The sequence below is a fragment of the Streptomyces sp. NPDC002787 genome (genome assembly GCF_053592095.1).
This window is the reverse complement of record NZ_JBSFVC010000062.1, coordinates 1-22232: the sequence shown is the minus strand read 5'-3', so window position 1 is coordinate 22232 and position 22232 is coordinate 1. Positions and strand designations below refer to the sequence as shown.

The 22232-nt window shown below is 70.0% G+C and carries 15 protein-coding genes; 8 read left to right on the top strand and 7 right to left on the bottom strand.

The features are described from left to right. Positions 1–8: 8 nt before the first annotated feature. From ACWD26_RS42660 to ACWD26_RS42650, 3 genes are read left to right on the top strand one after another with little or no spacing between them, the layout of a single operon-like run. Complete coding sequence (locus ACWD26_RS42660) at positions 9–974, top strand: carbohydrate ABC transporter permease (protein ID WP_451278932.1); 966 nt, start codon at positions 9–11, stop codon at positions 972–974. Then, the gene (locus ACWD26_RS42655) at positions 971–1873 is read left to right on the top strand and encodes a carbohydrate ABC transporter permease (RefSeq protein WP_451278930.1); all 903 of its coding nucleotides are present in this window, start codon (positions 971–973) and stop codon (positions 1871–1873) included. The genes ACWD26_RS42660 and ACWD26_RS42655 overlap by 4 nt, the downstream gene beginning before the upstream one ends. Positions 1874–1892: 19 nt before the next feature. After that, a complete protein-coding gene (locus ACWD26_RS42650; protein ID WP_451278928.1) occupies positions 1893–4808 on the top strand; it encodes a glycoside hydrolase family 2 TIM barrel-domain containing protein in 2916 nt (971 codons plus the stop codon). Between the two features lie 76 nt (positions 4809–4884). Here the strand turns inward: ACWD26_RS42650 and ACWD26_RS42645 are convergent, their stop codons facing one another. Both ACWD26_RS42645 and ACWD26_RS42640 read right to left on the bottom strand, forming a co-directional pair. Next, positions 4885–5391 (bottom strand): hypothetical protein, encoded by a 507-nt coding sequence (locus tag ACWD26_RS42645; RefSeq protein ID WP_451278944.1) that lies wholly within the window; start codon positions 5389–5391, stop codon positions 4885–4887. A gap of 8 nt (positions 5392–5399) precedes the next feature. After that, a complete protein-coding gene (locus ACWD26_RS42640; RefSeq protein ID WP_451278926.1) occupies positions 5400–7118 on the bottom strand; it encodes a PHP domain-containing protein in 1719 nt (572 codons plus the stop codon). A gap of 253 nt (positions 7119–7371) precedes the next feature. Between ACWD26_RS42640 and ACWD26_RS42635 the strand changes: the two genes are divergently transcribed. The 3 genes from ACWD26_RS42635 (at position 7372) to ACWD26_RS42625 (ending at position 10831) form a co-directional block, all read left to right on the top strand. Beyond that, entirely contained in the window at positions 7372–8691 is a 1320-nt protein-coding gene (locus tag ACWD26_RS42635; protein ID WP_451278924.1) for a jacalin-like lectin, read from the top strand. Positions 8692–8773: 82 nt separating this feature from the next. Then, positions 8774–9361, top strand: a complete 588-nt coding sequence (locus ACWD26_RS42630; RefSeq protein ID WP_451278923.1) for a TetR/AcrR family transcriptional regulator — start codon at positions 8774–8776, stop codon at positions 9359–9361. A gap of 60 nt (positions 9362–9421) precedes the next feature. Continuing rightward, a complete protein-coding gene (locus tag ACWD26_RS42625) occupies positions 9422–10831 on the top strand; it encodes a hypothetical protein (RefSeq protein WP_451278921.1) in 1410 nt (469 codons plus the stop codon). Between the two features lie 55 nt (positions 10832–10886). On the opposite strand, the gene ACWD26_RS42620 is transcribed toward ACWD26_RS42625, so the two are convergent. From ACWD26_RS42620 to ACWD26_RS42610, 3 genes are all read right to left on the bottom strand, one after another. Beyond that, positions 10887–11837: a phosphotransferase gene (locus ACWD26_RS42620; protein WP_451278920.1), complete on the bottom strand. Its 951-nt coding sequence runs from the start codon at positions 11835–11837 to the stop codon at positions 10887–10889. 213 nt (positions 11838–12050) lie between these two features. Further along, positions 12051–13865 carry a DUF2264 domain-containing protein gene (locus ACWD26_RS42615; RefSeq protein ID WP_451278918.1) on the bottom strand — a complete coding sequence of 605 codons (1815 nt, stop codon included), beginning with the start codon at positions 13863–13865 and terminating at the stop codon, positions 12051–12053. A 465-nt stretch (positions 13866–14330) separates the two neighbouring features. Next, complete coding sequence (locus tag ACWD26_RS42610; RefSeq protein ID WP_451278916.1) at positions 14331–15374, bottom strand: rhamnogalacturonan acetylesterase; 1044 nt, start codon at positions 15372–15374, stop codon at positions 14331–14333. Positions 15375–15566: 192 nt separating this feature from the next. Here ACWD26_RS42610 and ACWD26_RS42605 point away from each other — a divergent pair, with 192 nt between their 5' ends. After that, the gene (locus tag ACWD26_RS42605; RefSeq protein ID WP_451278915.1) at positions 15567–17261 is read left to right on the top strand and encodes a rhamnogalacturonan lyase B N-terminal domain-containing protein; all 1695 of its coding nucleotides are present in this window, start codon (positions 15567–15569) and stop codon (positions 17259–17261) included. 2 nt (positions 17262–17263) lie between these two features. Here the strand turns inward: ACWD26_RS42605 and ACWD26_RS42600 are convergent, their stop codons facing one another. Both ACWD26_RS42600 and ACWD26_RS42595 read right to left on the bottom strand, forming a co-directional pair. Then, the gene (locus ACWD26_RS42600) at positions 17264–18676 is read right to left on the bottom strand and encodes an RICIN domain-containing protein (protein WP_451278913.1); all 1413 of its coding nucleotides are present in this window, start codon (positions 18674–18676) and stop codon (positions 17264–17266) included. An 11-nt stretch (positions 18677–18687) separates the two neighbouring features. Continuing rightward, the gene (locus tag ACWD26_RS42595) at positions 18688–19776 is read right to left on the bottom strand and encodes a glycoside hydrolase family 43 protein (RefSeq protein WP_451278911.1); all 1089 of its coding nucleotides are present in this window, start codon (positions 19774–19776) and stop codon (positions 18688–18690) included. A gap of 234 nt (positions 19777–20010) precedes the next feature. Here ACWD26_RS42595 and ACWD26_RS42590 point away from each other — a divergent pair, with 234 nt between their 5' ends. Further along, positions 20011–22137 carry an autotransporter-associated beta strand repeat-containing protein gene (locus ACWD26_RS42590; RefSeq protein WP_451278909.1) on the top strand — a complete coding sequence of 709 codons (2127 nt, stop codon included), beginning with the start codon at positions 20011–20013 and terminating at the stop codon, positions 22135–22137. Positions 22138–22232 lie beyond the last annotated feature (95 nt).

The following is a 22232-nucleotide window of genomic DNA, read 5'->3' as shown; positions in this document are numbered from 1 at the left end:
CTCACGACATGTCGACCATCACCAAGGACGGCGTCTCCAGCCCCGCCCCGGCCAAGGCCTCCCCGGCCAAGCCGCGGCGGGGGCTGCGGGGCTCCCCCACCTTCAACTTCTGGCTCTTCACCGGGCCGTTCCTGATCGGCCTGGCGATCTTCGTCTATCTGCCGATCCTGTGGAGCCTCTACCTGTCGTTCTTCGAGGCCCGCTTCACGGTCACGCCGAGCGAGTTCATCGGCGTCGACAACTACGTGACGATGCTGACGGACGAGGACTTCATCCGGTCCCTCGTCACCTTCACGATCTTCGCCGCCTTCATCGTGCCGCTGACCTGGGGCACCTCGCTGGGTCTGGCGCTGATGGTGAACCGGCTGCGGTTCATGCGGGCGTTCTTCCGCTCGGTGTTCTTCCTGCCGACGGCGGTCAGCTACGTCGCCGCCTCGCTGGTCTGGAAGATGTCGATCTTCAACGGTGTCCGCTTCGGTCTCGCGAACACCTTCCTGGGCCTCTTCGGCATCGACAACACCGCGTGGCTCGCCAGCCCCGACCCGCCGTGGTACTGGCTGGTCATCCTGACCGTACGTCTGTGGCTGCAGGCCGGCTTCTACATGATCCTCTTCATCGCGGCCCTGCAGAACATCCCGCAGGAGATGTACGAGGCCGCCGCGATCGACGGCGCCAAGCCCGGCTGGCAGACCTTCTGGCACATCACCCTGCCGCAGCTGCGGGCGACCTCCACCGCCGTGATCCTGCTGCTGCTCGTGGCGGCGTACCAGGCGTTCGACGAGTTCTTCAACCTGTTGTCGAAGACCACCTGGGGCAGGCCGCCCCTGGTCGAGCTGTACTACAAGGCGCTCGGTGACAGCCAGGACTACGGCGCGGGCAGCGCGGGCGCGCTGATCCTCACCGTACTGATCTGCCTCGTGACCCTGCTCCAGGGCAAGTTCATGGGATTCGGAAGGGGTGAGGAGTCCAAGTGACCACCACCACGACACCCCCGGCGGACCGGGTGGACCGGGTCGACGTATCGGCCAAGCCGCGTCGCGTCCGGACCGGCAGCGTGATCGGCTCGACCGGGCTGTACCTCGCCACCGGCTTCGCCGCGCTCCTCTTCCTCATCCCGTTCTATCTGATCGTCCGCAACGCGCTGATGACGGACCCGGAGATCACCGGCGAGGAATGGAAGTGGTTCCCCACCGACATCCAGTGGGGCAACATCAGCGAGCCGTTCGACGACCCGTCGGTCGACTTCGCGCGCTCGCTGTGGAACTCGGCGGTCGTCGGCGTCCTGCACACCGTCGGCACCCTGCTGGTCTGCTCGCTCGCCGGCTACGGCCTGGCCCGCATCCCGTACAAGCACGCCAACAAGGTCTTCTACGCCGTCCTCGGCACCCTGATGGTCCCCACCGCCGTGACCTTCGTGCCCAGCTTCGTGCTGGTGTCGTCCCTCGGCTGGATCGACACCTACCGGGGTCTCATCATTCCGGGCCTCTTCAGTGGTTTCACCTGCTTCCTGTTCCGGCAGTACTTCCTCGGGTTCCCCAAGGAGCTGGAGGAGGCGGCGCGCGTGGACGGGCTCGGTTACATGGGCGCGTACTGGCGGGTCGTCGTACCCAACTCGCTGAACTTCTTCGCCGCGATGGCGACGATCACGTTCATCAGCGGGTGGAACTCCTTCCTGTGGCCCCTGGTCATCGGCCAGGACCCGAGCGCGTGGACCGTCCAGGTCGCGCTCTCGAACTACATGACCGGCCAGACCGTCAACTTCCATCTGATCTTCATGGCCACGGCCATCTCCATCCTGCCCCTGGTGTTCGTCTTCCTCTTCCTCCAGCGCTGGCTGGTGCAGGGCATCGCGCAGACCGGCATCAAGGGCTAGGAAACCAGCAAGGAGACCGATGTCTTTCCGCACCACCGGCACCACGGGCACCACGGGCACCACCGGCACCACCGCCGCATCCGTCGAGTACGTCGAGGACGTGTCCCCGGGCCGCGGGGCCCTGCCGCCCCGCGCCTGGTACGCGTCCTCCGACGCCCAGTCCCTCTCGCTGAACGGGAGTTGGAGCTTCCGGCTCTCCCCCACCGTCGACGCCGAGGACGACTCGTTCGCCGCCGAGGGGTACGACGCCGGGGGCTGGGCGGAGGTGGCCGTCCCCGGCCACTGGGTGCTGCAGGGCGACGGGGCCTTCGGGGCGCCGATCTACACCAACCACCTGTACCCCTTCCCGGTGGACCCGCCGAGGGTGCCGACGGAGAACCCGACCGGCGACCATCTGCGGTACTTCGACCTGCCGGAGGGGTGGCCCGCTCTCGACGAGGGCGGGGCGGTGCTGCGCTTCGACGGTGTGGAGTCGTGCGCCCGGGTGTGGCTGAACGGCACGGACATCGGTGAGTTCAAGGGCTCCCGGCTGCCGCACGAGTTCGCGGTCGGGCACCTGTTGAAGCCGGCGGGGAACGTCCTCGCCGTACGGGTCCACCAGTGGTCCGCGGGCTCCTATCTGGAGGACCAGGACCAGTGGTGGCTGCCCGGCATCTTCCGGGACGTCACCCTGCTGCACCGCCCGGCGGGCAGCGCCCTCGACTTCTTCGTGCACGCCTCCTACGACCACGTCGGCGGCATCGGGACCCTGCGTGTCGACTCCGACGTCGACGGCCGGGTCCTCGTGCCCGCGCTGGACATCGATGTCGAGACCGGTGAGTCGGTGACCGTGCCGGTGGAGCCGTGGACCGCCGAGACGCCGAAGCTCTACGACGGGGAGCTGGTCACGGAGGGCGAGCGCGTTCCCCTCCGCATCGGTTTCCGTACGGTCGTCCTGGAGGACGGTCTGCTCAAGGTCAACGGCAAGGCGATCCTCTTCAAGGGCGTCAACCGCCACGAGTGGCACCCGGAGAAGGGCCGCGCGCTCGACCTGGAGACCATGCGCGAGGACGTGCTGCTGATGAAGCGGCACAACATCAACGCCGTGCGCACCTCCCACTACCCCCCACACCCGGCCTTCCTCGACCTGTGCGACGAGTACGGCCTCTGGGTGATCGACGAGTGCGACCTGGAGACCCACGGCTTCACCGAGCAGAACTGGCGGGACAACCCCGTCGACGACGACCGCTGGACCCCGGCCCTCCTGGACCGCGCGGCCCGCATGGTCGAGCGCGACAAGAACCACCCCTCGGTGGTCATCTGGTCCCTCGGCAACGAGGCTGGCACCGGCCGCGGCCTGACCGCCATGGCCGAGTGGATCCACGGCCGCGACGGCTCCCGCCTGGTGCACTACGAGGGCGACTGGGACTGCCGCGACACCGACATCTACTCCCGGATGTACGCCGACCACGCCGAGGTCGAGCGCATCGGCCAGGGCCTGGACGGCGGCACCCACAAGCGCCGCGGTCTCCCCTTCATCCAGTGCGAGTACGGCCACGCCATGGGCAACGGCCCCGGCGGTCTCGCCGACTACCAGCGCATTTTCGAGGCCCACGAACGCCTCCAGGGCGGCTTCATCTGGGAGTGGATCGACCACGGCGTCAAGCACCCGGAGCTGGGCTACGCCTACGGCGGCGACTTCGGCGAGGAGCTGCACGACGGCAACTTCGTCTGCGACGGCCTGATCTTCCCGGACCGCACGCCCTCCCCGGGCCTGGTCGAGTTCAAGAAGGTCATCGAGCCGGTCCGCATCGACGGTGACGGCGCGGCCGGCACAGTCCGGGTGCGCAACGCGTTCGACTTCGCGGACCTGTCGGAGCTGGCCTTCGAGTGGTCGTACCAGATCGACGGGAAGACGGTGGAGGCCGGCACCCTCGCGGTCCCGGCGCTCCGACCGGGCGAGTCGACCGAGGTGAAGCTTCCGCAGCCGCCGTCCGGCGGACCGGCGGGCGAGGCGCTGTGGACCGTACGGGCGCTGCTGGCCGGGGACACGGCGTGGGGCAGGAAGGACCACCAGGTTGCGTGGGCCCAACTGCCGGTGGTGGAGCGGCCGTTGCCGACCGTGGTGCCGGGTGACGGTCCCACGGCGAGCTCGAAGCTGATCTCTCTCGGCCCGGCCTCCTTCGACGTCCGCACGGGCGCGCTGAAGACCATCGGCGGCCTCGATGTGACCGAGCTGCGCCTGGATGTGTGGCGGGCGCCGACCGACAACGACGACGGCGCGTCCTGGCAGGACGACACGCGCAATGGCCTGCTGTGGCGCAAGTTCGGATTCCACCGGATGCAGCATCGCCTGGACGGCGTGGAGTTGGGCGAGGACGCGCTGACGGTACGGACCCGGGTGGCACCGGCGGCCTGGGAGATCGGCCTGCGCACGACGTACCGGTGGACCGCCGACCGGGACCGGCTGAAGCTGACCGTGTCGGTGGAGCCGGAGGGCGACTGGACCGTGCCGCTGCCGAGGCTCGGCATCCGCTTCGGACTGTCGTCGGCGAACGACGTGACGTGGTACGGCGGCGGACCCGGCGAGGGCTACCCGGACACCAAGTCGGCGTCCATGGTCAGCCGTTACCACTCCACGGTCGACGAGCTCCAGACCCCGTACGTCCGCCCCCAGGAGAACGGCGCCCGTCCCGACGTCCGTTGGGCGGAGCTGGGTGGCCTGCGGATCGACGGCGACCCGGAGTTCTGGTTCACGGCCCGCCGCTGGACGACGGAACAGCTGGACGCCGCCGAGCACCTGACGGACCTTCAGGCCGGTGACACCGTGTGGGTCAACCTCGACCACGGTCAGATGGGCATCGGCTCCCAGTCCTGCGGCCCGGGCGCCCTGCCGCAGTACCACCTGCTCGCCCAGCCTACGGAGTTCTCGTTCGTGTTCTCCGAGATCGGCTGAGCGCCGGCACCCGATGAGGGCGGCCCGGCTTCGGCCGGGCCGCCCTCACTCGTACGGCAACCCTCGCCGTCGAGCCTCAGTGGTCCGCGCAGCACGGTGTCGGCTCCGGGACCTCGAAGGGGACGAGGGTGCCGCCGACGGCGGGCATGACGGTGAGGACCAGTTCGCCGTCGTGCCAGTACGGCCGTACGTGGTTCTGTGTCATCAGCAAGGTGTGCGGGGAGGGTTGCGTGGGCGTGCCCAACACCGTCACGCGGCTGATCGCGGAGCGGTCGAGCACGTCCGCGATCGTCAGCGTGCCGGTGAGGGACGAGGCGCCCGGGTAGAGCACCGCGCGCCCCGTCGGGTCGGGGACGCCGGGTGTCACCTCGTGGTCGCGGGCCGTCAGCCGCTCCTGGACGGTGCTCAGGAGCGGCTCGGACGGCACCGCGAGGGACAGGGCGACCCGGGGCCGGTTGCCGCGCACCAGGTGCGTGCAGCCGAACGTGTCCTCGGGGAGGGCGAGTTCGGCGGCCAGCGTCTGGAGCAGGTGATCCGCGGCGCGCAGGTCCCTGACCCCCGCGTCCACGGTGAGGGCGTACATCGTCACGGTCACGAGGGCAGGACCCACACCGGGTTGGAGTAGAACCACAGGTCGCGCCACGGGTCGGCGTCACCGACGACGTCGATGGCGGGGCCCGCCGGGTCGACCGCCGCGCCCATCGCACCCACGGCCGAGCGGTTGCCGTCGCTGCCGCGCAGCCGGACGTAGAGCGGGCGGTCGACCTTGCCGAGCTCGTAGGTGAGCCGGACCGTGCCGGTGGACTTGTTCACCTCGTACGACTTCACGACCTTCGCGGTCGGCGCGGTGAAGGTGTCCTTGTCGGCGGCCGGGCCGGTGACGTCGCCCCGGATGACGTCGACGCGGGCCAGCTTCGGGACGAAGCCCGCCCAGTTGGGGCCTCCGGCCAGCGCCACGTCGACGGTCAGCGTGACCTTGGTGCCCTTCCTCACGTGCAGGGCGCCGCCGAGGGTGGCCCAGCGGCTGCCGCCGGAGACGCGGACGTCGAGCCCGCTGAGGAGCTGCCCGTGGTCGACCCAGATGCGGCCGGCGCGGATGCCGTCCATGACGGCGGCGTAGGAGAAGCCGTCGGTGCCGACGTGGGTGCGGCTGTACTGGCCGGGCCAGTAGTCACCCTCGGTGAGATCGATCTTGCCGCTGTAGACGGGGTCGGTGTGCTTGCCGTTGGTGGTGTAGTCGCTGTCGGGGCCGCCGCGCTCGGCGGTGTCCGTGTAGACGTTGTGGGAGTCGGAGTTGGCGGTGATCCACCAGGGCTTGCCCTCGGCGAGGAGGCTGTCCCACAGGCCGCCGACGGTGGCGGTCATCCAGTCGAAGCCGCCCCAGGTGCGGTAGCTCTCCAGGGGGTAACCGGCGAAGGAGTTGGCGCCCGGGCTGCCGTCGTACAGACCGCGGGCGCGGCCCATGCCGACGGACTTCTCGATGCCGGCGGCCTGGTGGCCGGGCGCACCCTCCATGCCGACGGCGATGCGGTGGCGCGCGGACGTGGCGTCGCGCCAGGCGCGGATCTCGTGCGGTGAGTCGATGCCCTTGCGCGCGGGGTGGTTCGCGAGCATCAGGATGTCCTTGACCTTGCGCCGCCGGACCTGCTCCGCGAGGAAGTTGAGGCCCGCGATGGCGAGGGCTTCGTTGGCGGGCGTCGAGTCGGTCGCCTGCTTCACACCACCGTCGTAGTCGGTCTCGAACTGCTTGAGGACCGAGACCTCGTTCCTGCCGGGGTGCACGAAGACCGTGCCGTGCTCGGCGCCCGGGATGTTCCACTCCAGGCCCTGGAAGACGAGCGTGTCCTCGTACGCGGACCGGGCCTCCCTGATGTCCGGGTTGACCTTCTCGACGCCGATCTTGGCGTGGGTGGCGTTGCCGTGGTCGGTGATGACCAGCCAGTCCATGCCGTGCTTGGCGCCCTGGCGGACCTGGTCGACGACGCGGTACTTGCCGTCGTTGCTGTACTGGGTGTGGATGTGGTGGTCGCCGGCCAGCCACAGGAAGCCGCCGCGCTTACGGCCGCTGGGGGCCGCGTGGGCCGGGGCGGTCGCCGCCGCCTGGCCCAGGACGCTCGCGGCGGTCAGCCCGGCGCCCAGCAGGCCGGCACGGCGCAGCAGGGAGCGGCGCGACCGCTGCTCGGGGGTCAGCGCCTCGTCGGGCACGGAGGTGTCGAAGGCGGCGGGGAGCGCGGCGGCCGCCACAGGCCCGTGGTCGTGATCGTGGTCGTGTCCGTGGTGGTGATGGCCGTGCGCGTGCCGGTGTCCCATGAAACGCCTCCTGGATGCCGCTGCCTTCCGCGGCTGCCTTCGCGACGCGACCGCGCCGCCTGTGGAGGATCGAGGCGAAACATGAACGTCGAACGATCAAGGAGTGGCCACCGGGTGCCGTGGATACGGCGGATCGCCACGTCCCTCACTGTTTCCCCAACTGGCCTTGCACGTCACACTGGTTGACATTGAATCTGAGCACTGCTCATCTTCCCCCCGCCCTCCGGAGAGCCCCATGAGTCCCCTGAGCCCCATGCGAAGACTGATCGGCACCCTCGCCGCCGGCGCGCTCGCCGTCACCGGCCTGGCCACCACCGGCGCCACGCCCGCGGCGGCCGCCACCAGCGGCACGTTCAACGTGCTGACGTACAACGTCGCCGGCCTCCCGGAGGGGCTGAGCTCCGGCAGCCCGGCGACGAACACCCCGCTGATCTCGCCGCGCCTCGGGGCGTACGACATCGTCAATGTGCAGGAGGACTTCAACTACCACGCGGCGCTCTACGCGGGCGACGACCACCCGTACCGCACGGCGACGAGTGGCGGTGTGCCCTTCGGCGACGGTCTCAACACGCTGTCGGACTACGCGTTCGAGGACTTCCAGCGGGTGAAGTGGAACAACTGCACCGGCACCAACTGCCTCACCCCCAAGGGCTTCTCGCTGGCCCGGGTGCGGCTCGACGAGGGTGCCTTCGTCGACCTCTACAACGTGCACACGAACGCCGACTCCGACGACGCCGCCCTCGCCGCGCGCCGCGCCAACGTCACGCAGCTCTCGGAGTTCATCAAGGCGAACTCGGCGGGCAACGCGGTGATCGTCATGGGCGACACCAACACCCGCTACACGCGCAGCGGCGACAACATCCGCAGCCTCGTCTCCGAGAACGGCCTCACGGACCCGTGGGTGCAGCTCGTCAAGGGCGGTGTCGCCCCGGCCCAGGGCGCCGACGCGCTGGTCTGCCCGACGACGGCCCCGACCAACGGCTGCGAGGTCGTCGACAAGGTCTTCTTCCGTGACAGCAACGTGGTGAACCTGTCCGCCACCCGCTACAACAACGACTGGGCCAAGTTCCTCGACTCGGCGGGCGCCAACCTCTCCGACCACTTCCCGCACACGGTCGACTTCTCCTGGACCCTGAACTCCCGGCTCCGCGCCAGCGACTTCGTCGGCGGCCCGCACGGCACCGCGTACAACGACGCGGACAACCTCCCCTCGACGGTCTCGCCCCGCACCCTGACCCTGCGCGGCGCCTCCCGCCTCGACGCGGTCTCGCTCACGCACGACGGCGGTACGACGCTGACCCACGGCGGCACGGGCGGCACGGCGACCTCCCTCACCCTGGCATCGGGCGAGCACCTCACCTCCGTGAAGCTCACGCAGGGCCAGAAGGACGGCCGCACCCGGATCTTCTCCGCCGCCTTCTCCACGAACAAGGGCCGCACGCTGTCCTCCGGCACCGCCACCGCCGACACCAGGACCTTCACCGCCCCCTCCGGCTGGCAGATCGTCGGCTTCACCGGCCGCGCGGGCGACGAGATCGACAAGCTGGGCGTGCTGTACGCACCGATCGGCTGAGGCCAGGGCTCGGCATGGGGGTCCAGGCGTTAGCCTAGAGGTCCTAGGCCCCTAGGATCACGCCCCTCCCCGAGGTACCCCCATGCCCCGAGTCGGCCTCACCCCCGACCGCATCACCGCGGCCGCCGCCGATCTCGCCGACGAGGTCGGCTTCGAGAACGTCTCGCTCTCCGCCCTGGCCCGCCACTTCGGGGTGAAGGACGCGAGTCTGTACTCGCACGTCAGGAACCTCCAGGACCTGCGCGGCCGGATGGCGCTGCTCGCCGGTGCCGAGATGATCGAGCGGATCGCGGCGGCCGTGGCGGGGCGGGCCGGCAAGGACGCGCTCGCCGCCTTCGCCGGGGCGTACCGGGAGTACGCCCTCCAGCACCCCGGGCGGTACGCGGCCACGCAGATCCCCGTCGACCAGGTCCTCGTCGCCGACTCCCCCGCCATGCGCCGCACCGCCGAGATCACCTACGGCATGCTCCGCGCGTACGGCCTCGACGAACCCGACCTCACGGACGCCGTACGGCTGTTGCGCAGCACGTTCCACGGTTACTGCGCCCTGGAGGCCGGCGGCGGCTTCGGTGCGCCCCGGGACGTGCGGAGGTCGTGGGACAAGGCCGTCGAGGCCTTGCACCTGGCTCTCACCCACTGGCCCCGGGAAGGTGAGCGACCGCGCCCTTGAGGTCTCAAATATTTGTGGTCTCGACGGCAACCTTTCGCCCTGCGGGGGCGACCACAGGACATGACACCTGCAACACCCGTCCCCTCCGCCCCGCCCACGCACCGTCGCCGGCATGTCCTCCGCAAGCCCGTCGTCGGCTCGCTCGTGGCGGCGTCCGTGCTGGCGGGTGCCTGGTACGCGACGGCCGGGGCGGCGCCCACGACCACCGCGTCGGCCGGTGACCTGACCGTCACGAACACGACCGTGAGCCTGTCGGCGAAGTTCCCCTACCTCTCGGCCGGTTACAACAACAGCCGGGAGTGGACGCGGACGGCGACGGCCGTCGCGCCGAACGGCACGCTGCGGGTCGCCTGGCCCGCGTCGGACGGCGTCCATGTCACCCCGCTGACGGCGGCCGGGAAGCGCTCGGGCGCCGACACGGTCGTCAAGGGGACGAAGGAGGTCGGGGGGCTCGTCGCGCACAAGGACGGGTTCGCGCTGCTGACCCGGGTCTCCGACAGCAACAAGTGGAAGGAGACGGCCGCCGCGCTGATCCGCTACCAGAACGGCAAACAGACCTGGCGGACCAGGCTCACCGGCACGTCCAGCAACGACACGGCCCCGCTGCTCGACGGTCAGCTCGCGTGGAACGGCAAGAAGTACGGCGCCTACTTCGTCGTGCACGGCGCGGGCGGCTTCGCCGACGGCCACTTCGGCGACAAGCTGGCGTACGTCGGCGCGAAGGGCAAGAAGCTCGGCGGCGGCTGGGGCTGGGGCTGCTCCCACAACGAGGGCATAGCCCTGCGCGCCGAGACGTCCGGCGCCTTCACCTCCCTCTGCTTCGACGACTGGCGCTCGGGCCTGTTCGTGTCCACCGGCATCGCCGCCCCGGACAACGCGCCCGTCGTCCAGCGCGAGCAGTGCTGGGCCGGCTACTGCGGCGGCACCTTCGCGGGCCGCACCGGCGAGATCGTCAAGTCCTCCACCGGCCGCTACGCCACCGGGTTCGCCTCACGCGGCGCCGCCTCCGCCAAGAAGAACCCGGACGACTCCAGCGGCCGCGGCTGGACGGTCAAGCCGAGGACCAGCACCCACCAGGTCGCCATCGCGTTCCTCAAGAACCGCGACACACCCTCGGGCAAGCCGGTCTACCTCACCTCCGCCAAGGGCACCGAACACGTCAACGTCCACGTCGCCCCGTACGGCAGGAACCGGCTCCTCGTCTCCTACGAGACGCTGAAGAACGCCAAGTGCGCGAGCGGCACCTGCACCGGCACCTTCACGGGCACCCACTTTCGCCTCGTCGACTGGAACGGCAAGCTCCAGGGCGCCGACAAGGTCGTCAAGGCCCGGATCTCCGGCGACATCGCCGTACTGAAGGACGGGACGCTGACCTGGGCCTACGCCCCGGTGACCCCCTCCTACACAACCGGCCTCACCGGAGCCTCGCCCACCACGAAGACCCTCAAGATCGCCCGCCTCAAGCCCTGACGGACCCCCGGCGCCGTAGAACCGCCTCATCCGATGGCCGCCGTGCCTGTCGGTGTCAGCTGCTCATGCCGCCGGCGAAGGGCGTCGTCTGCCACTGGTCGACGGCGGGCTTGAGGTACTCCATCAGCAGGGGAAGCTGCGGGACCAGTGTGAGGGTGGCGATGACCCGCAGCATGCCCAGGGCGTTGACGAAGCCCAGGACTTCCTCGTCGAGCGGCCTCGTGCCGTTGCGCCGCGCGCCGCGGTTGTAGGCGGCTTCGTGGTCGGGTCCGAGAGCGGCCAGGTCCCACTCGACGGGCCCGAGCGTGACCAGTTCGAAGTCGGCGTAAAGGTCTCCGTCCACCCCGGAGAAGATGTTCGCGGGCGGGCAGTCGCCGTGGATGGGCTGGAGGCCGACGCCGGGGAACCGGGTCTCGAAGGCCCTGCGTGAGCGTACGAGGGGTTCGAGGACCTGCCACTCGCGGCGGGCGCGGTCCAACTCGGCCGCACCGATCAGGGTGGGGTACTGGCCGAGCCGGGCGAGGCTGTCCGTGATGAACCGTGGATCGGCAGCGGACAGGAACTCCATGCGCCCCGGGTAGGTGCGCAGGGCCGCGTGCAGGTCGGCGACACTCTCGGCGTTCGCCACGTAGTCGGGTTCCTTGTCCCGGTCCTCCTCGACGAACGGCCAGAACGTCATCGAGAACCCGTCGCGCGCCACGGGCTTCCGCGGCACGAGCGGGCTCGGCGCGATCACGGGGATTCCCTGGTCGTCGAGCCACCGTGTCACGTCCAGCTCATCCTGCTGGCGGCGCGCGAGGGCGGCCAGGTCGTCGGACTGGGGCAGGACGGTGGGAATCCGGGCCACGACCGGCGAGGGCGCGAGATGGACGACGACGGAGAAGACGTCGTGGAGCACCGTGGGGTCGGTGACGGTCAGGCCGAGTTCGCGCCCGGCCGCGACGGCCGCCTCGACGGCGGCGGAGGTGCGGCCGGCGAGCTGTTGTGGTGTCAGGAAGGTGGTCATGGCTCCATCGTTTTCCGTGGATACAACGGATGCGGGACAGGCCGGGTGTCAGCGCCGTGCGCGGCGGGGGGGCCGACCGGTCAGCGCCTGCGGCGGCACACGACTCCAGCGGCTCCCCTGCGAAGCGTGCGCGCAAATCGCGGTCGTGCGAGACCTCGGCCACTCCCCCCGGATACGCCGCGAGCGAGTGACGGGTGCCAGGTGCGATCCGGCTCAGGCAACGCCACCCCGTGCTGCCCCCGAGCGGGACACGCCGACCGGTACGAGGTCTGGTGAGGTGACCGCGCCGTCGCTCAGGCGGACCCGCACCTCGGGCCCGTCGGCCCAGCACACCCGGAGTTCGTCGCCTTCCTGGCGTACGGTGACCGTCTCCTCCAGGGGCAGGGGGTCCGGCTCGGCGGTGAGACGGGCGAGGGCGACGAAGAGCGTGGCGCCCTCGGAGGCCGATCCTGTCAGCGCGACCCCGGCCTCGGGGATCGCCCCACTCGGCGCGGCCCCGGACGCCGTTCCCTCGTGCCCGGCGGTGAGGCCGACCGCAGGCCGGAGTTCGGTCCGTACGCCGGCCCGCGCCGCCCAGCCGGTCACGCGCACCGGCGTCCCGGGCGCCGCGCCCGCCACGAGGTGGGCCCGTACCTCCACCGCGCCGCGCGCGAGCACCAGGCTCGTGACCCGGGCTCCCCCGCCGGCCGAGTGACGGGACGCCGCCCACCCCTCGCCCACACCCAGCGGCTCGATGTCCGTCCGGCTGGGGTCGCCACCGACGAGCACGGTGTTGTCGTACGACGCGGCCGGCTCCGCGAGCGGCACGGGCTCGGTCACCGTCGAGTACGCGAGCCGTGTGTAGAAGGGGTCGTAGCGGACGTCCTCGCTGCCGTGGTTGTGGAGGCGGACCAGGCCGTCCGAACGCGTGGACTGCAGCAGCCAGTTGGGCGGCCCGACCGGGCGCACCTCGTCCTGCCGCTCCACCGGCCCCGGCTCCTCCGTCGCAGTCCACACCTCGTGGTCCGGCGGCAGCAGCAGGCCGAGGAAGCCCTTGCTGGCCCAGTACGGGGAGGCCGGGCCCGAATAGCCTTGCAGGACACGGGAGTCGGGGCCGTGCCAGCCGAGCGAGAGCAGGCCCCGGTCGTCCACCGCTCCCCGGTCGAGGAAGTACTTCAGCGCGCCCGACGCCAGCCGCCTCGTCTCGCCCGGTGACAGCGGCGTACGGCCGGTGAGGGCGCCCAGCCAGAGCGGGACGGTCGTCGCGAAGCGGTAGGTGAGGGAGCGGCCCTGGTGCAGGGGGGCGCCGTCGCCGCCGAACAGGCAGGCGTAGTCGTCGAGATGGGCCGACAGCCGGTCGCCGTAGAGGGCGAGGAGGCGTTCGTCGTTCGCGAGCCAGGCGTGCAGCACGGGGTAGAGGTGCATGGCCCAGCCGTTGTAGTAGTCGAACTTGCGGCCGTCGCCGTCGGTGTACCAGCCGTCGCCGAGGTACCACTGTTCGATCCGGTCGAGCCGCTGGTCGACGACCCGGCGGGACAACTCCGGTTCATGGCCGATCTCTTCGAGGAAGCCGCCGACCGTCACCGGGAACAACTCCCAGTTGCAGGGCCAGGGTTCGGCGGTGAGCGCGTCGCCGAGCCAGGCCGCCGCCCGCTGGCGGACACCGTCGTCGAGGCGGTCCCAGAGCAGGTCCCGTGTCACGCGCAGGGCGAAGGCGATCGACGCGGCCTCCACCAGGGGCTGGCTGCGGTCCTCGATGCGCGGCCAGACCCCCGAGACACCGGCCGCGAGGCCGTCCCCGTACCGCGCGAGCGCCTTCTCGTCCCGGCGGAAGGCGGCGAGCAGGAGGGTGCGAGCGTATCCCTCCAGACCGTCGGAGAGCCGCCCCGACCAGCTGGTGCGGTCGCCCGGGAGGTGGTAGAGCGCCCCGTCGGGGGTCGCGTACGGCTCCACGGCGGCCAGGAGCGAGTCGGCTGCCGCCTCCCAGTGGGCGCGGGTGTAGCCGGTGTACGGGCTGAGGGTGCGGTCGTCGTGGGGCTGGGAGGGCATGCGCTGCGCTTTCTGACCGGAGCCGGGAAGGAAGAGGGAGGTTCGGGGTGGCTTGGGGTTGGTTGTCGGGTGCGGGTGGGTGGGGCTTCTCGCGCAGTTCCCCGCGCCCCTAAAAGATCAGGCCCTGCGAGCCTGAAGACAAGAGAACCCCGGGCCGGAAAGACAACGGGTCTGCGGGCCTGAAGGCCAACGAACTGCGGACTGCGGGCCGCGGGCCTGGAGGCCAACGGGCTGCGGGCTGCGGGCTGCGGGCCTGGAGGCCTGGAGGCCAACGGGGCCGCTGGGTGAAAAGCACGGGGCGCAGCCCCTGCTTTTCAGGGGCGCGGGGAACTGCGCGAGAAGCCCCACGCACCCGCCGACGCACCCGCACCCACCACCCGCCCCCGCCGACGCACCCCCACCACCCACCCCCGACCGCGCACAGACCTGGGGCGCCCCGGTTCCGGTCAGGGCGCCCCAGGGGTCTTACCCCACCCTGGTCCTCCCCGCGGGCACCAACCCCTGCGCGACGAGCTCGTCGCGGACGAGGTCGGCGTAGACGGTCGCGCCGTGCACGGAGGTGTGGGTGTTGTCGCGCTTCTCGTTGTAGAGGTAGAGCGCCTTGGAACCTTCCGTGCCCAGCGATTCGACCAGGGCCTTCGTCTTGGCGGTGAGGTCGATCAGCGGCACGCCATCCGCGGCGGCGACCTCGCGGGTGACCGCCGGATGGTCGACACCCAGGCCGTTCACGAGCAGGGCCGTGCCGTTGTTCAGGGTGCCGTCGGCGTTGAACCAGCGGCGGACGATCGGGGTGACCAGGACCGGCTTCCCGCCCTTCTCGCGGACGCCCGCGACCAGGGTTTCGAGGTTCGCCCGGTAGGTGGCCTCGTCGGTCTGCTTGTCGTTGTGGGCCAGCTGGATCAGGACCAGGTCGCCGCGCCGGATCAGCGGCTGGACGGTGGCCCACAGCCGGGAGTCGGCGAGGTAGGACACCGTGCTCTCGCCGGAGTCGGCGTGGTTGGCGACCGAGAGGCCCTTGCGGAGGTACTGCGGGAGCTGCTGGCCCCAGCCGGAGTACGGGTCGCCGGGCTGGTCGCAGACCGTGGAGTCGCCGACGAGGAAGATCTGGCGGGCCCGCTTGGCCGGGGTCACGCGGATGTCGGCCAGCGCGGGCGCCGAGCCGCCGATGACGAGGTCCAGGCCGGGGGTGCCGTCGGCGCCGGTCGGCTCGCCCTCGGGGGTGCGGACGTTCACGGTGAAGCTGCGGGAGACGGGCTCGCCCGCCTCGGTGGCCGTCTCCGGCAGGAGCGTGCGGCGCGTCTCGCCGGTGACCTTCGTGCTCGCCGCGCCGGCTCCGCCGAGGCGGACCGTCACGTCGTACGTGCCGGCCGGGACGTCGAAGTGGCAGGCGTTCGCGGCGCAGTTCTCGAGGCCGAGGGCGGGCCGGCCCTGGTGCGCCTGGGCGGGTACGGCCGACAGGACGGTGCCCAGGGCCGCCGCCGTCAGCGCGGCGACAGTGAAACGTCTCATTGCGGCTCCTCGGGAGGATGACAAGACCCGGCGGCTGGACCGTACCCCGTTTGGCAAGCGCTTTCTAGGTGTCGGCTCATTTTCACAAGATTGCCAACTTCCTCGCAGCGAAAGCCCTTTCGCGAAATCGATTCAACTGTCACCCTTCCGAATCACCCGCACTCCCCCCCACAGCACCCGAGGAGGACCCCCATGTCCGAATCCACCGACAGACCGACGACCGCACCCGGCCTCGGCCGCCGCGGCTTCGTCCTCGGCACCGCGGCCACCGCCGCCGGTGCCGCGCTCGCCTGGCCGCTGGCCGGCACCGCCCGCGCCGCGGCCTTCGGTTACACCGACGACGGCACCAACTACGTCGTCGACACCGGCGCGAACCTCGTGTTCAAGGTCAGGAAGAGCAACGGCGACCTGTCGTCGCTCGTCTACCGGGGCACGGAGTACCAGGGCTACGGCGGCATGAACTCGCACATCGAGTCCGGCCTCGGCAGCTCCACCGTGACGATCCGCCAGTCCGGCTCGACGATCCTCGTCTCGGTCACCTACGGCACGCTCAGGCACTACTACGCGGCCCGCAGCGGCGAGAACAACATCTACGTCTGGACCAACAAGGCCGACACCTCGGTGTCGGCGACCCGCTTCATCCTGCGTACCCGGGCGGGCCTGTTCCTCAACGACGAGCCCGACTCGTACACGTACGCGCCCACCACCATCGAGGCCTCGGACGTGTTCAGGAAGTCCGACGGCCAGACCCGCTCGAAGCACTTCTCCAAGCTCCGGGTCATGGACTACAACTACGTCGGCTGGTCGGCGAACGGCGTCGGCCTGTGGATCGTCCGCAGCAACCACGAGAAGGCCTCCGGCGGCCCCTTCTACCGCTCGCTGCTGCGCCACCAGAGCGCGGACGGCGGCGGTCTGTACGAGATCCTGTACTACGGCCAGAACCAGACCGAGGAGCAGCGGTTCGGCCTCCAGGGCCCGTACGTCATCGCTTTCACGGACGGCGGGGCGCCCTCCTCGTCGCTGTTCCCGGGCACGCTGACCACCTCGTGGGCGGACTCGCTCGGCCTGGCCGGGTACGTCTCCGCGAGCGGCCGTGGCCGGGTGGCGGGCGTCGGCATCACCGGCCGGAACACGTCGTACGCGTACACGGTGGGGCTCGCCAACCCGGCGGCGCAGTACTGGGGTTCGGCACGGTCGTCGGACGGTTACTTCTCCATCCCGGGGGTGCTGCCGGGGACGTACACGCTCACCGTCTTCAAGGGCGAGCTGGCCGTGTACACGACCTCCGTGTCGGTCACGGCGGGCGGCACGACGACCCTCAACTCGATCGCGATCCCGTCCTCGAACGACCCGTCCAACGCGTCCGCGATCTGGCGGATCAACGACTGGAACGGCACACCGAGCGGCTTCAAGAACGCGGATCTGATGACGTACGCGCATCCGTCGGACGTCCGGGCCGCCACGTGGACCGGCAACGTGGTCATCGGCAGCGGCACCGAGACCTCGGCGTTCCCCTGCTACCTCTGGAAGGACGTCAACAGCGGCCTCCTCGTCTACTTCAGGCTGACCGCCGCTCAGGCCGCCGCCGCGCACACCCTGCGCATCGGTGTGACGACGGCCTACGCCAACGGCCGTCCGCAGGTCGTCGTCAACGACACCTGGACGTCGGCGATCCCCTCCCCGCCCACCCAGCCGAACACCCGGTCGCTGACGAACGGGTCCTACCGGGGCAACAACCACACGTTCACCTACAGCGTCCCGGCGTCCGCCTGGCTGTCGGACACGAGTCAGTACAACGTGCTGAGGATCAACGTGGTGAGCGGTTCGGGGACGACCTCCTACCTCAGTGCCGGTACGGCGATCGACGCGATCGACCTACTCGCCTGAGATCAGGTGCCGCGCGTCCACTGCTGGTTCGTACCGCCGTTGCACGTGTACGTGATGATCGCGGCGCCGTCGGCGGTGGACGCGCCGTTCACGTCCAGGCACTCACCGCTCGCGCGGGACTTGATGTTCACGTAGGAGCCGGTGGTGGTGAGCGACCACTGCTGGCTCGTCGCCGAGGAGTTACAGGTCTCCTGGGTGACCGTGTTGGCGTTCTCCTGGACGCACAGGGAGCTGTGACGGGTCATCAGCTGGTAGTAGCCGCTGCCGACGGACTTGAACCAGTACTTCTGGTTGTTGCCGCTGTTGCAGGTGTACTGCTTGATCTGGGCACCCGCCCACTGCGACTGGCTCGTGACGTCGGCGCACTTGGCGGAGTGGCGGGCGATCAGCGTGTTGTACGTGGCGCTGGTGCCGCTGACCGTGCCGGTGGCCGTGTCGATCGTGACCTCCGGGGACCAGGACATGGACATCGTGGTGGAGGTCGGGAAGGTCAGCGGCAGCCAGACGTAGCGCGAGTCGTTGACCGTGCCGCCGATGGAGTTGCCCCAGCGGTCGCCCATGTAGAGGTACGAGGTGGTCGACGTGCCCTGCACGGGCAGGACGTACGCGGTCTGCGAGCCGAAGGTCGTGGAGTCGCCGACGTTCGCCATGGCCGTCCAGGGGCCCGCGATGTTGGTGGCGGTGGCGTACTGCTGCTGGTTGGGGTTCCAGCCGGTCGCGCCCGAAGTGAGCATGAAGTAGACGCCATTGCGCTTGAACAGGGCCGGAGCCTCACGGTGGCCGCCGTGCCAGGGGTCGGCGACGAGGGCGGCGATGCCGGTGTAGTCGGCGGTGAGCCGGTAGATCTGGAGGTCGTAGTTCTCGCGGGCCGCCGAGATCATGTAGCCCGTGCCGTCGGTGTCCACGAAGACGGTGATGTCACGGGACATGTGCTGACCGAGCGGACGGAAGCTGCCCTGCCAGGTGTAGTTCCCGTCGACGGTGTCGGAGACGGCGACGGCGGCGCGGGCCTGGCTGTAGTCGACGCCGTTCTCCTTGTGCATCCACATCACGAACTTGCCGGTGGCCGCGTTGTACATGACCTTCGGCCGCTCGATGTTGGCGGTCTCCAGCTCCGGGTCGGTGGCCTCGGTCAGGACGTGGTTGCGGAACTCCCAGTTCTTCAGGTCCGTGGAGCGGTAGGCGGACACGTACCGGAAGGTGTTGTCGGCGTTCCGGTTCTCCCCGAACCAGTAGTAGTACGAGCCGACCTTGATGACCCCGCCACCGTGGGCGTGCAGGGGGTTGCCGCCGCTGTCGGTGAACTGGGTGCCGTTGGTGATGGTCTGCGGCGCCGCCTGCGCGGGGCCGGCGGTGACGAGGGCGCCGGCCAGCGCCAGACAGAGCGCGAGGAGCATCGCGTACGCACGTCTCATCTCAGCTCTCCTTACCGGGTGCTCGGGGTGGGTGTGTCGGCCACGGGGACTCCGAAGTCGGGGGTGCCGTCGGGCTTCCAGCCGAGGCGCTGGATGCGGGTGTGACGGTTGGGGTCGTTGAGCGGGTCGCCGACGATGTCCTTGTACTGACGGGCGTGGTAGACGAGGACATCGGTGCGGCCGTCCTCGGCGACGGTGAAGCTGTTGTGGCCCGGCCCGTACTGCTTGGTGGTGTCGTTGCTGGTGAAGACCGGCGTCGGGGACTTCGACCAGTTCGCGGGGTTCATCAGGTCGGCGTCCGCGTCGATCGTCAGCAGACCCATGCAGTAGTTGGAGTCGGTCGCGCTCGCCGAGTACGTCATGAACAGCCGGCCGTTGCGCTTGATGACCGACGCGCCCTCGTTGACCTTGAAGCCGATGATCTCCCAGTCCAGCTCCGGGGTGGAGAGACGGACCTGGGGACCGGTCAGGGTCAGCGGGTCGGCCATCTTCGACAGCCAGAGCGCGGTGTTGTTGTCCATCCCGGGCTCGTGCTGCGCCCACGCGAGATAGCGGGAGCCACGGTGGGTGAAGGTGGTGGCGTCCAGGGAGAAGGTCTCCCAGGCCGTCTTCAGCTGGCCGCGCTCGACCCAGGTCCCCTTGAACGGGTTGGGGTGGGAGTTCTCCAGGACCCAGATGCGGATCGCCCAGATGTCCTCGGCGGGCGCGGAGGCGAAGTAGATGTACCACTTGCCGTCGATGTGGTGGATCTCCGGCGCCCAGATGTGCGCGCCCATGACACCGGTGGCGTGCTTGCGCCAGATGACGGCCTCGGACGCCGTCGACAGGCCGCGCAGCGTACGGGATCGGCGCAGGATGATCCGGTCGTACTCGGGCGCGGTCGCCGTGAAGTAGTAGAAGCCGTCGGTGTGCCGGTTGATGTGCGGGTCGGCACGGTTGCGGACCAGCGGATTGACGTACGGCGGCCGGGAGGCGCCCGCTTGGGGCGTGGCCGCCTGGGCGACGGCGGTCGGCATGGCGGTGAAGGCGCCGGCGGCCAGGGCGCCCTTGAGGAGCAGCCTGCGGTTGGGGGGCTCGGGAAGATCGTGCTCGCGGCTCATGCGGTCTGCCTCTCTGCAGATTGCTGCACGTGGAGGGACACAAAAGAAAACAGAATCGTTCGACATTTCGCACAAGATCAGTCATTCCGAACGGCGAAAAGGTAAGGGTGTGTTACGCCGAGGTCAACGGGTCGGGCGAGACGAACACAAGCTCACAGGAACGAACCGACCCGTCGAACCCGGGCGCTGCGAAATTTCTGTTATCGAGGTGAGCCCCGGACCGTCTCCGATGTCGTGCGCAGCCAAACCCACAAGACAGCGGCGGCCGCCGGAGCCCTGGCGGTCACCGCCCTGATGCTCGGTGCCCCGACCGCGACCGCCGCAGGCCCCCGCGATGTGACCGCCGACGTGCTGGCCGGGCGGAACGTCACGCTCACCGGTGACACGGTGGTGACCGTGCCGTCCGGGACGACCACGTACGACGGTGTGTTCAGCGGTACCGGCACGCTCACCGTGCGCGGCACCGGGACGCTGGTCCTCACCAAGGACAGCGACTTCACCCTGCCGAAGGCCCGGCAGCGGCAGAGCGTGAAGACGCTCGGCGGGAACCACCCGTACGTCACCGTCACCAACCCGGACCCGCCGGCCGTGACCGTCGCGAAGGGCGCGACCCTTCAGTACGGCAACAGCGGCTCGACCGGGGCGATCGGCCACTACCCGTACAACACCCCGGCGTTCCGGCTCAACCAGAACAACATCAGGGTCGACGGCACCCTGCGACTGGCGTTGAAGGACGTCCAGTACAACCTCGGCACCATCAGCGGCTCCGGGCTCGTCACCCAGCCGAGGTTCCTCTGGGCCACCTGGGACCTGTCGGGCACCCATCCCTTCACCGGTGTGATCGACAACGGCACCCAGGTGAACGGCGGCGCGCCGGAGTTCGCGACCTCGCTGCCGGGGGTGCGGAAGATCCTCAACCAGGGCACCTGGACCGTGGACACCCCACTGGGGCAGACCGTCACCATGAGCGCGGACTTCTACCAGCGCGAGTACGGCAGCGACATCAACGTCCAGTCGCGGCCCGGCAGCAAGGTGGTCCTCACCGGCCAGTACAGCTGGTCGAACCAGGGCGGTGACACCAACCCCTCGCTCAGCGACCCCGCCCTGAACTGGACGCCCGCGCGCAAGAACGTCAACAAGCGCGGCACCAACATCAAGGGCGCGAACGTCCAGTGGGGCGACGGCACCACCAACAAGATCTTCATGCCGGGCACGGCCGAGACGGTCTACATCAACCTCCTCGCCGCCCGCTCCCGTTCACTGCTCACGTTCGACTACAACGGGCCGGTGACGCTGGGCGCCCCCATCGGCGGCGGCCGGTTCCACGACACGCTGGCCGCGCCCGGCGCCGGGGACATCGTCATCAAGGGCACGAAGGGCAACGACGTCACGTTCGCCGCCGTCCAGTACTACAACGGCTCGACGACCGTCGAGAAGGGCGCGGTGCTGCGGCTGGGCAGCGGCAAGTCCGGTGGCGACGGCGGGCTTTACACCAAGGGCGACCTCTACAAGGTGGTCAACAACGGTTCACTGGTCGTCCGGAACGTCTCGAAGCCCGTGACGCTGTCGCGCGTCGGCGGCAGCGGCTCCCTCACACAGTCGGGTGCGGCCACCACGACGCTGACGGGCGGCGCGGTGACGTACACCGGGGCGACGACCGTCACCAAGGGCACGCTGGCGCTCCGCTCCGGGGCGACGCTCGCCAGGAGCAAGACCATTCGGCTCACCACCACCGGGGCGAAGCTCGACGTGGGCACCGCCGGGCTGAAGGTGACCAGGTCACTGTCCGGCAAGGGCACGGTGAAGGGCTCGGTGACCAACACGGGCGTGGTCGTGGCCGGCCTCACCGTCACCGGCGGCTACACCCAGACCCGGCAGGGCGAACTGGTGCTGCGCGAGAAGCCGTTGAGGGTGAACGGGGCGGTGAAGCTCGCCGGTGAGCTGGACTTCGCCGCGCTGGGCGCCGCCGGCGGGCCCGGCGAGAAGGTCACCGTGATCGACCACAAGGGCAAGGGCAAGAACACCGGTACGTTCACCGGCCTGCGCGAGGGCGCCAAGGTGAAGCTCGCCGACAGCACGTACCGGATCAGCTACAAGGGCGGCGACGGCAACGACGTCGTCCTGACCTCGGCGAAGGCCGGCGCGTCACCGTCGGTCAAGGCCGCGGCCGGCTCGGGCACCGGCTCCGACGCCCAGGACACCCGCACACAGAACGCGAGCGCCTCCGCCGACAGCGGTCTCGGCTGGTGGCCGTACGCCCTCGCCGTCGGCATGCTCGCCGGCCTGCTGATGCCGATGATCCGACGGCACAAGAAGAACGGCCGCCGCCGCGGCGGCGGCCGCCACGCGGCCACGGGCTGAGACCGGCGTACCAGGGGCGGACGGCCCCTGGTACAGATCGGAAGAGCGGGGGGGAGCCACACAGGGGCATGGGTTGAGAGTAGAAAACGGGGGGA

Coding starts and splice junctions, on each gene's coding strand:
- ACWD26_RS42615 (WP_451278918.1), bottom strand. CDS start 13,865: ATGCCCTCCCAGCCCCACGACGACCGCACCCTCAGCCCGTACACCGGC.
- ACWD26_RS42660 (WP_451278932.1), top strand. CDS start 9: ATGTCGACCATCACCAAGGACGGCGTCTCCAGCCCCGCCCCGGCCAAG.
- ACWD26_RS42635 (WP_451278924.1), top strand. CDS start 7,372: ATGCGAAGACTGATCGGCACCCTCGCCGCCGGCGCGCTCGCCGTCACC.
- ACWD26_RS42620 (WP_451278920.1), bottom strand. CDS start 11,837: ATGACCACCTTCCTGACACCACAACAGCTCGCCGGCCGCACCTCCGCC.
- ACWD26_RS42630 (WP_451278923.1), top strand. CDS start 8,774: ATGCCCCGAGTCGGCCTCACCCCCGACCGCATCACCGCGGCCGCCGCC.
- ACWD26_RS42610 (WP_451278916.1), bottom strand. CDS start 15,374: ATGAGACGTTTCACTGTCGCCGCGCTGACGGCGGCGGCCCTGGGCACC.
- ACWD26_RS42640 (WP_451278926.1), bottom strand. CDS start 7,118: ATGGGACACCGGCACGCGCACGGCCATCACCACCACGGACACGACCAC.
- ACWD26_RS42600 (WP_451278913.1), bottom strand. CDS start 18,676: ATGAGACGTGCGTACGCGATGCTCCTCGCGCTCTGTCTGGCGCTGGCC.
- ACWD26_RS42645 (WP_451278944.1), bottom strand. CDS start 5,391: ATGTACGCCCTCACCGTGGACGCGGGGGTCAGGGACCTGCGCGCCGCG.
- ACWD26_RS42625 (WP_451278921.1), top strand. CDS start 9,422: ATGACACCTGCAACACCCGTCCCCTCCGCCCCGCCCACGCACCGTCGC.
- ACWD26_RS42605 (WP_451278915.1), top strand. CDS start 15,567: ATGTCCGAATCCACCGACAGACCGACGACCGCACCCGGCCTCGGCCGC.
- ACWD26_RS42595 (WP_451278911.1), bottom strand. CDS start 19,776: ATGAGCCGCGAGCACGATCTTCCCGAGCCCCCCAACCGCAGGCTGCTC.
- ACWD26_RS42650 (WP_451278928.1), top strand. CDS start 1,893: ATGTCTTTCCGCACCACCGGCACCACGGGCACCACGGGCACCACCGGC.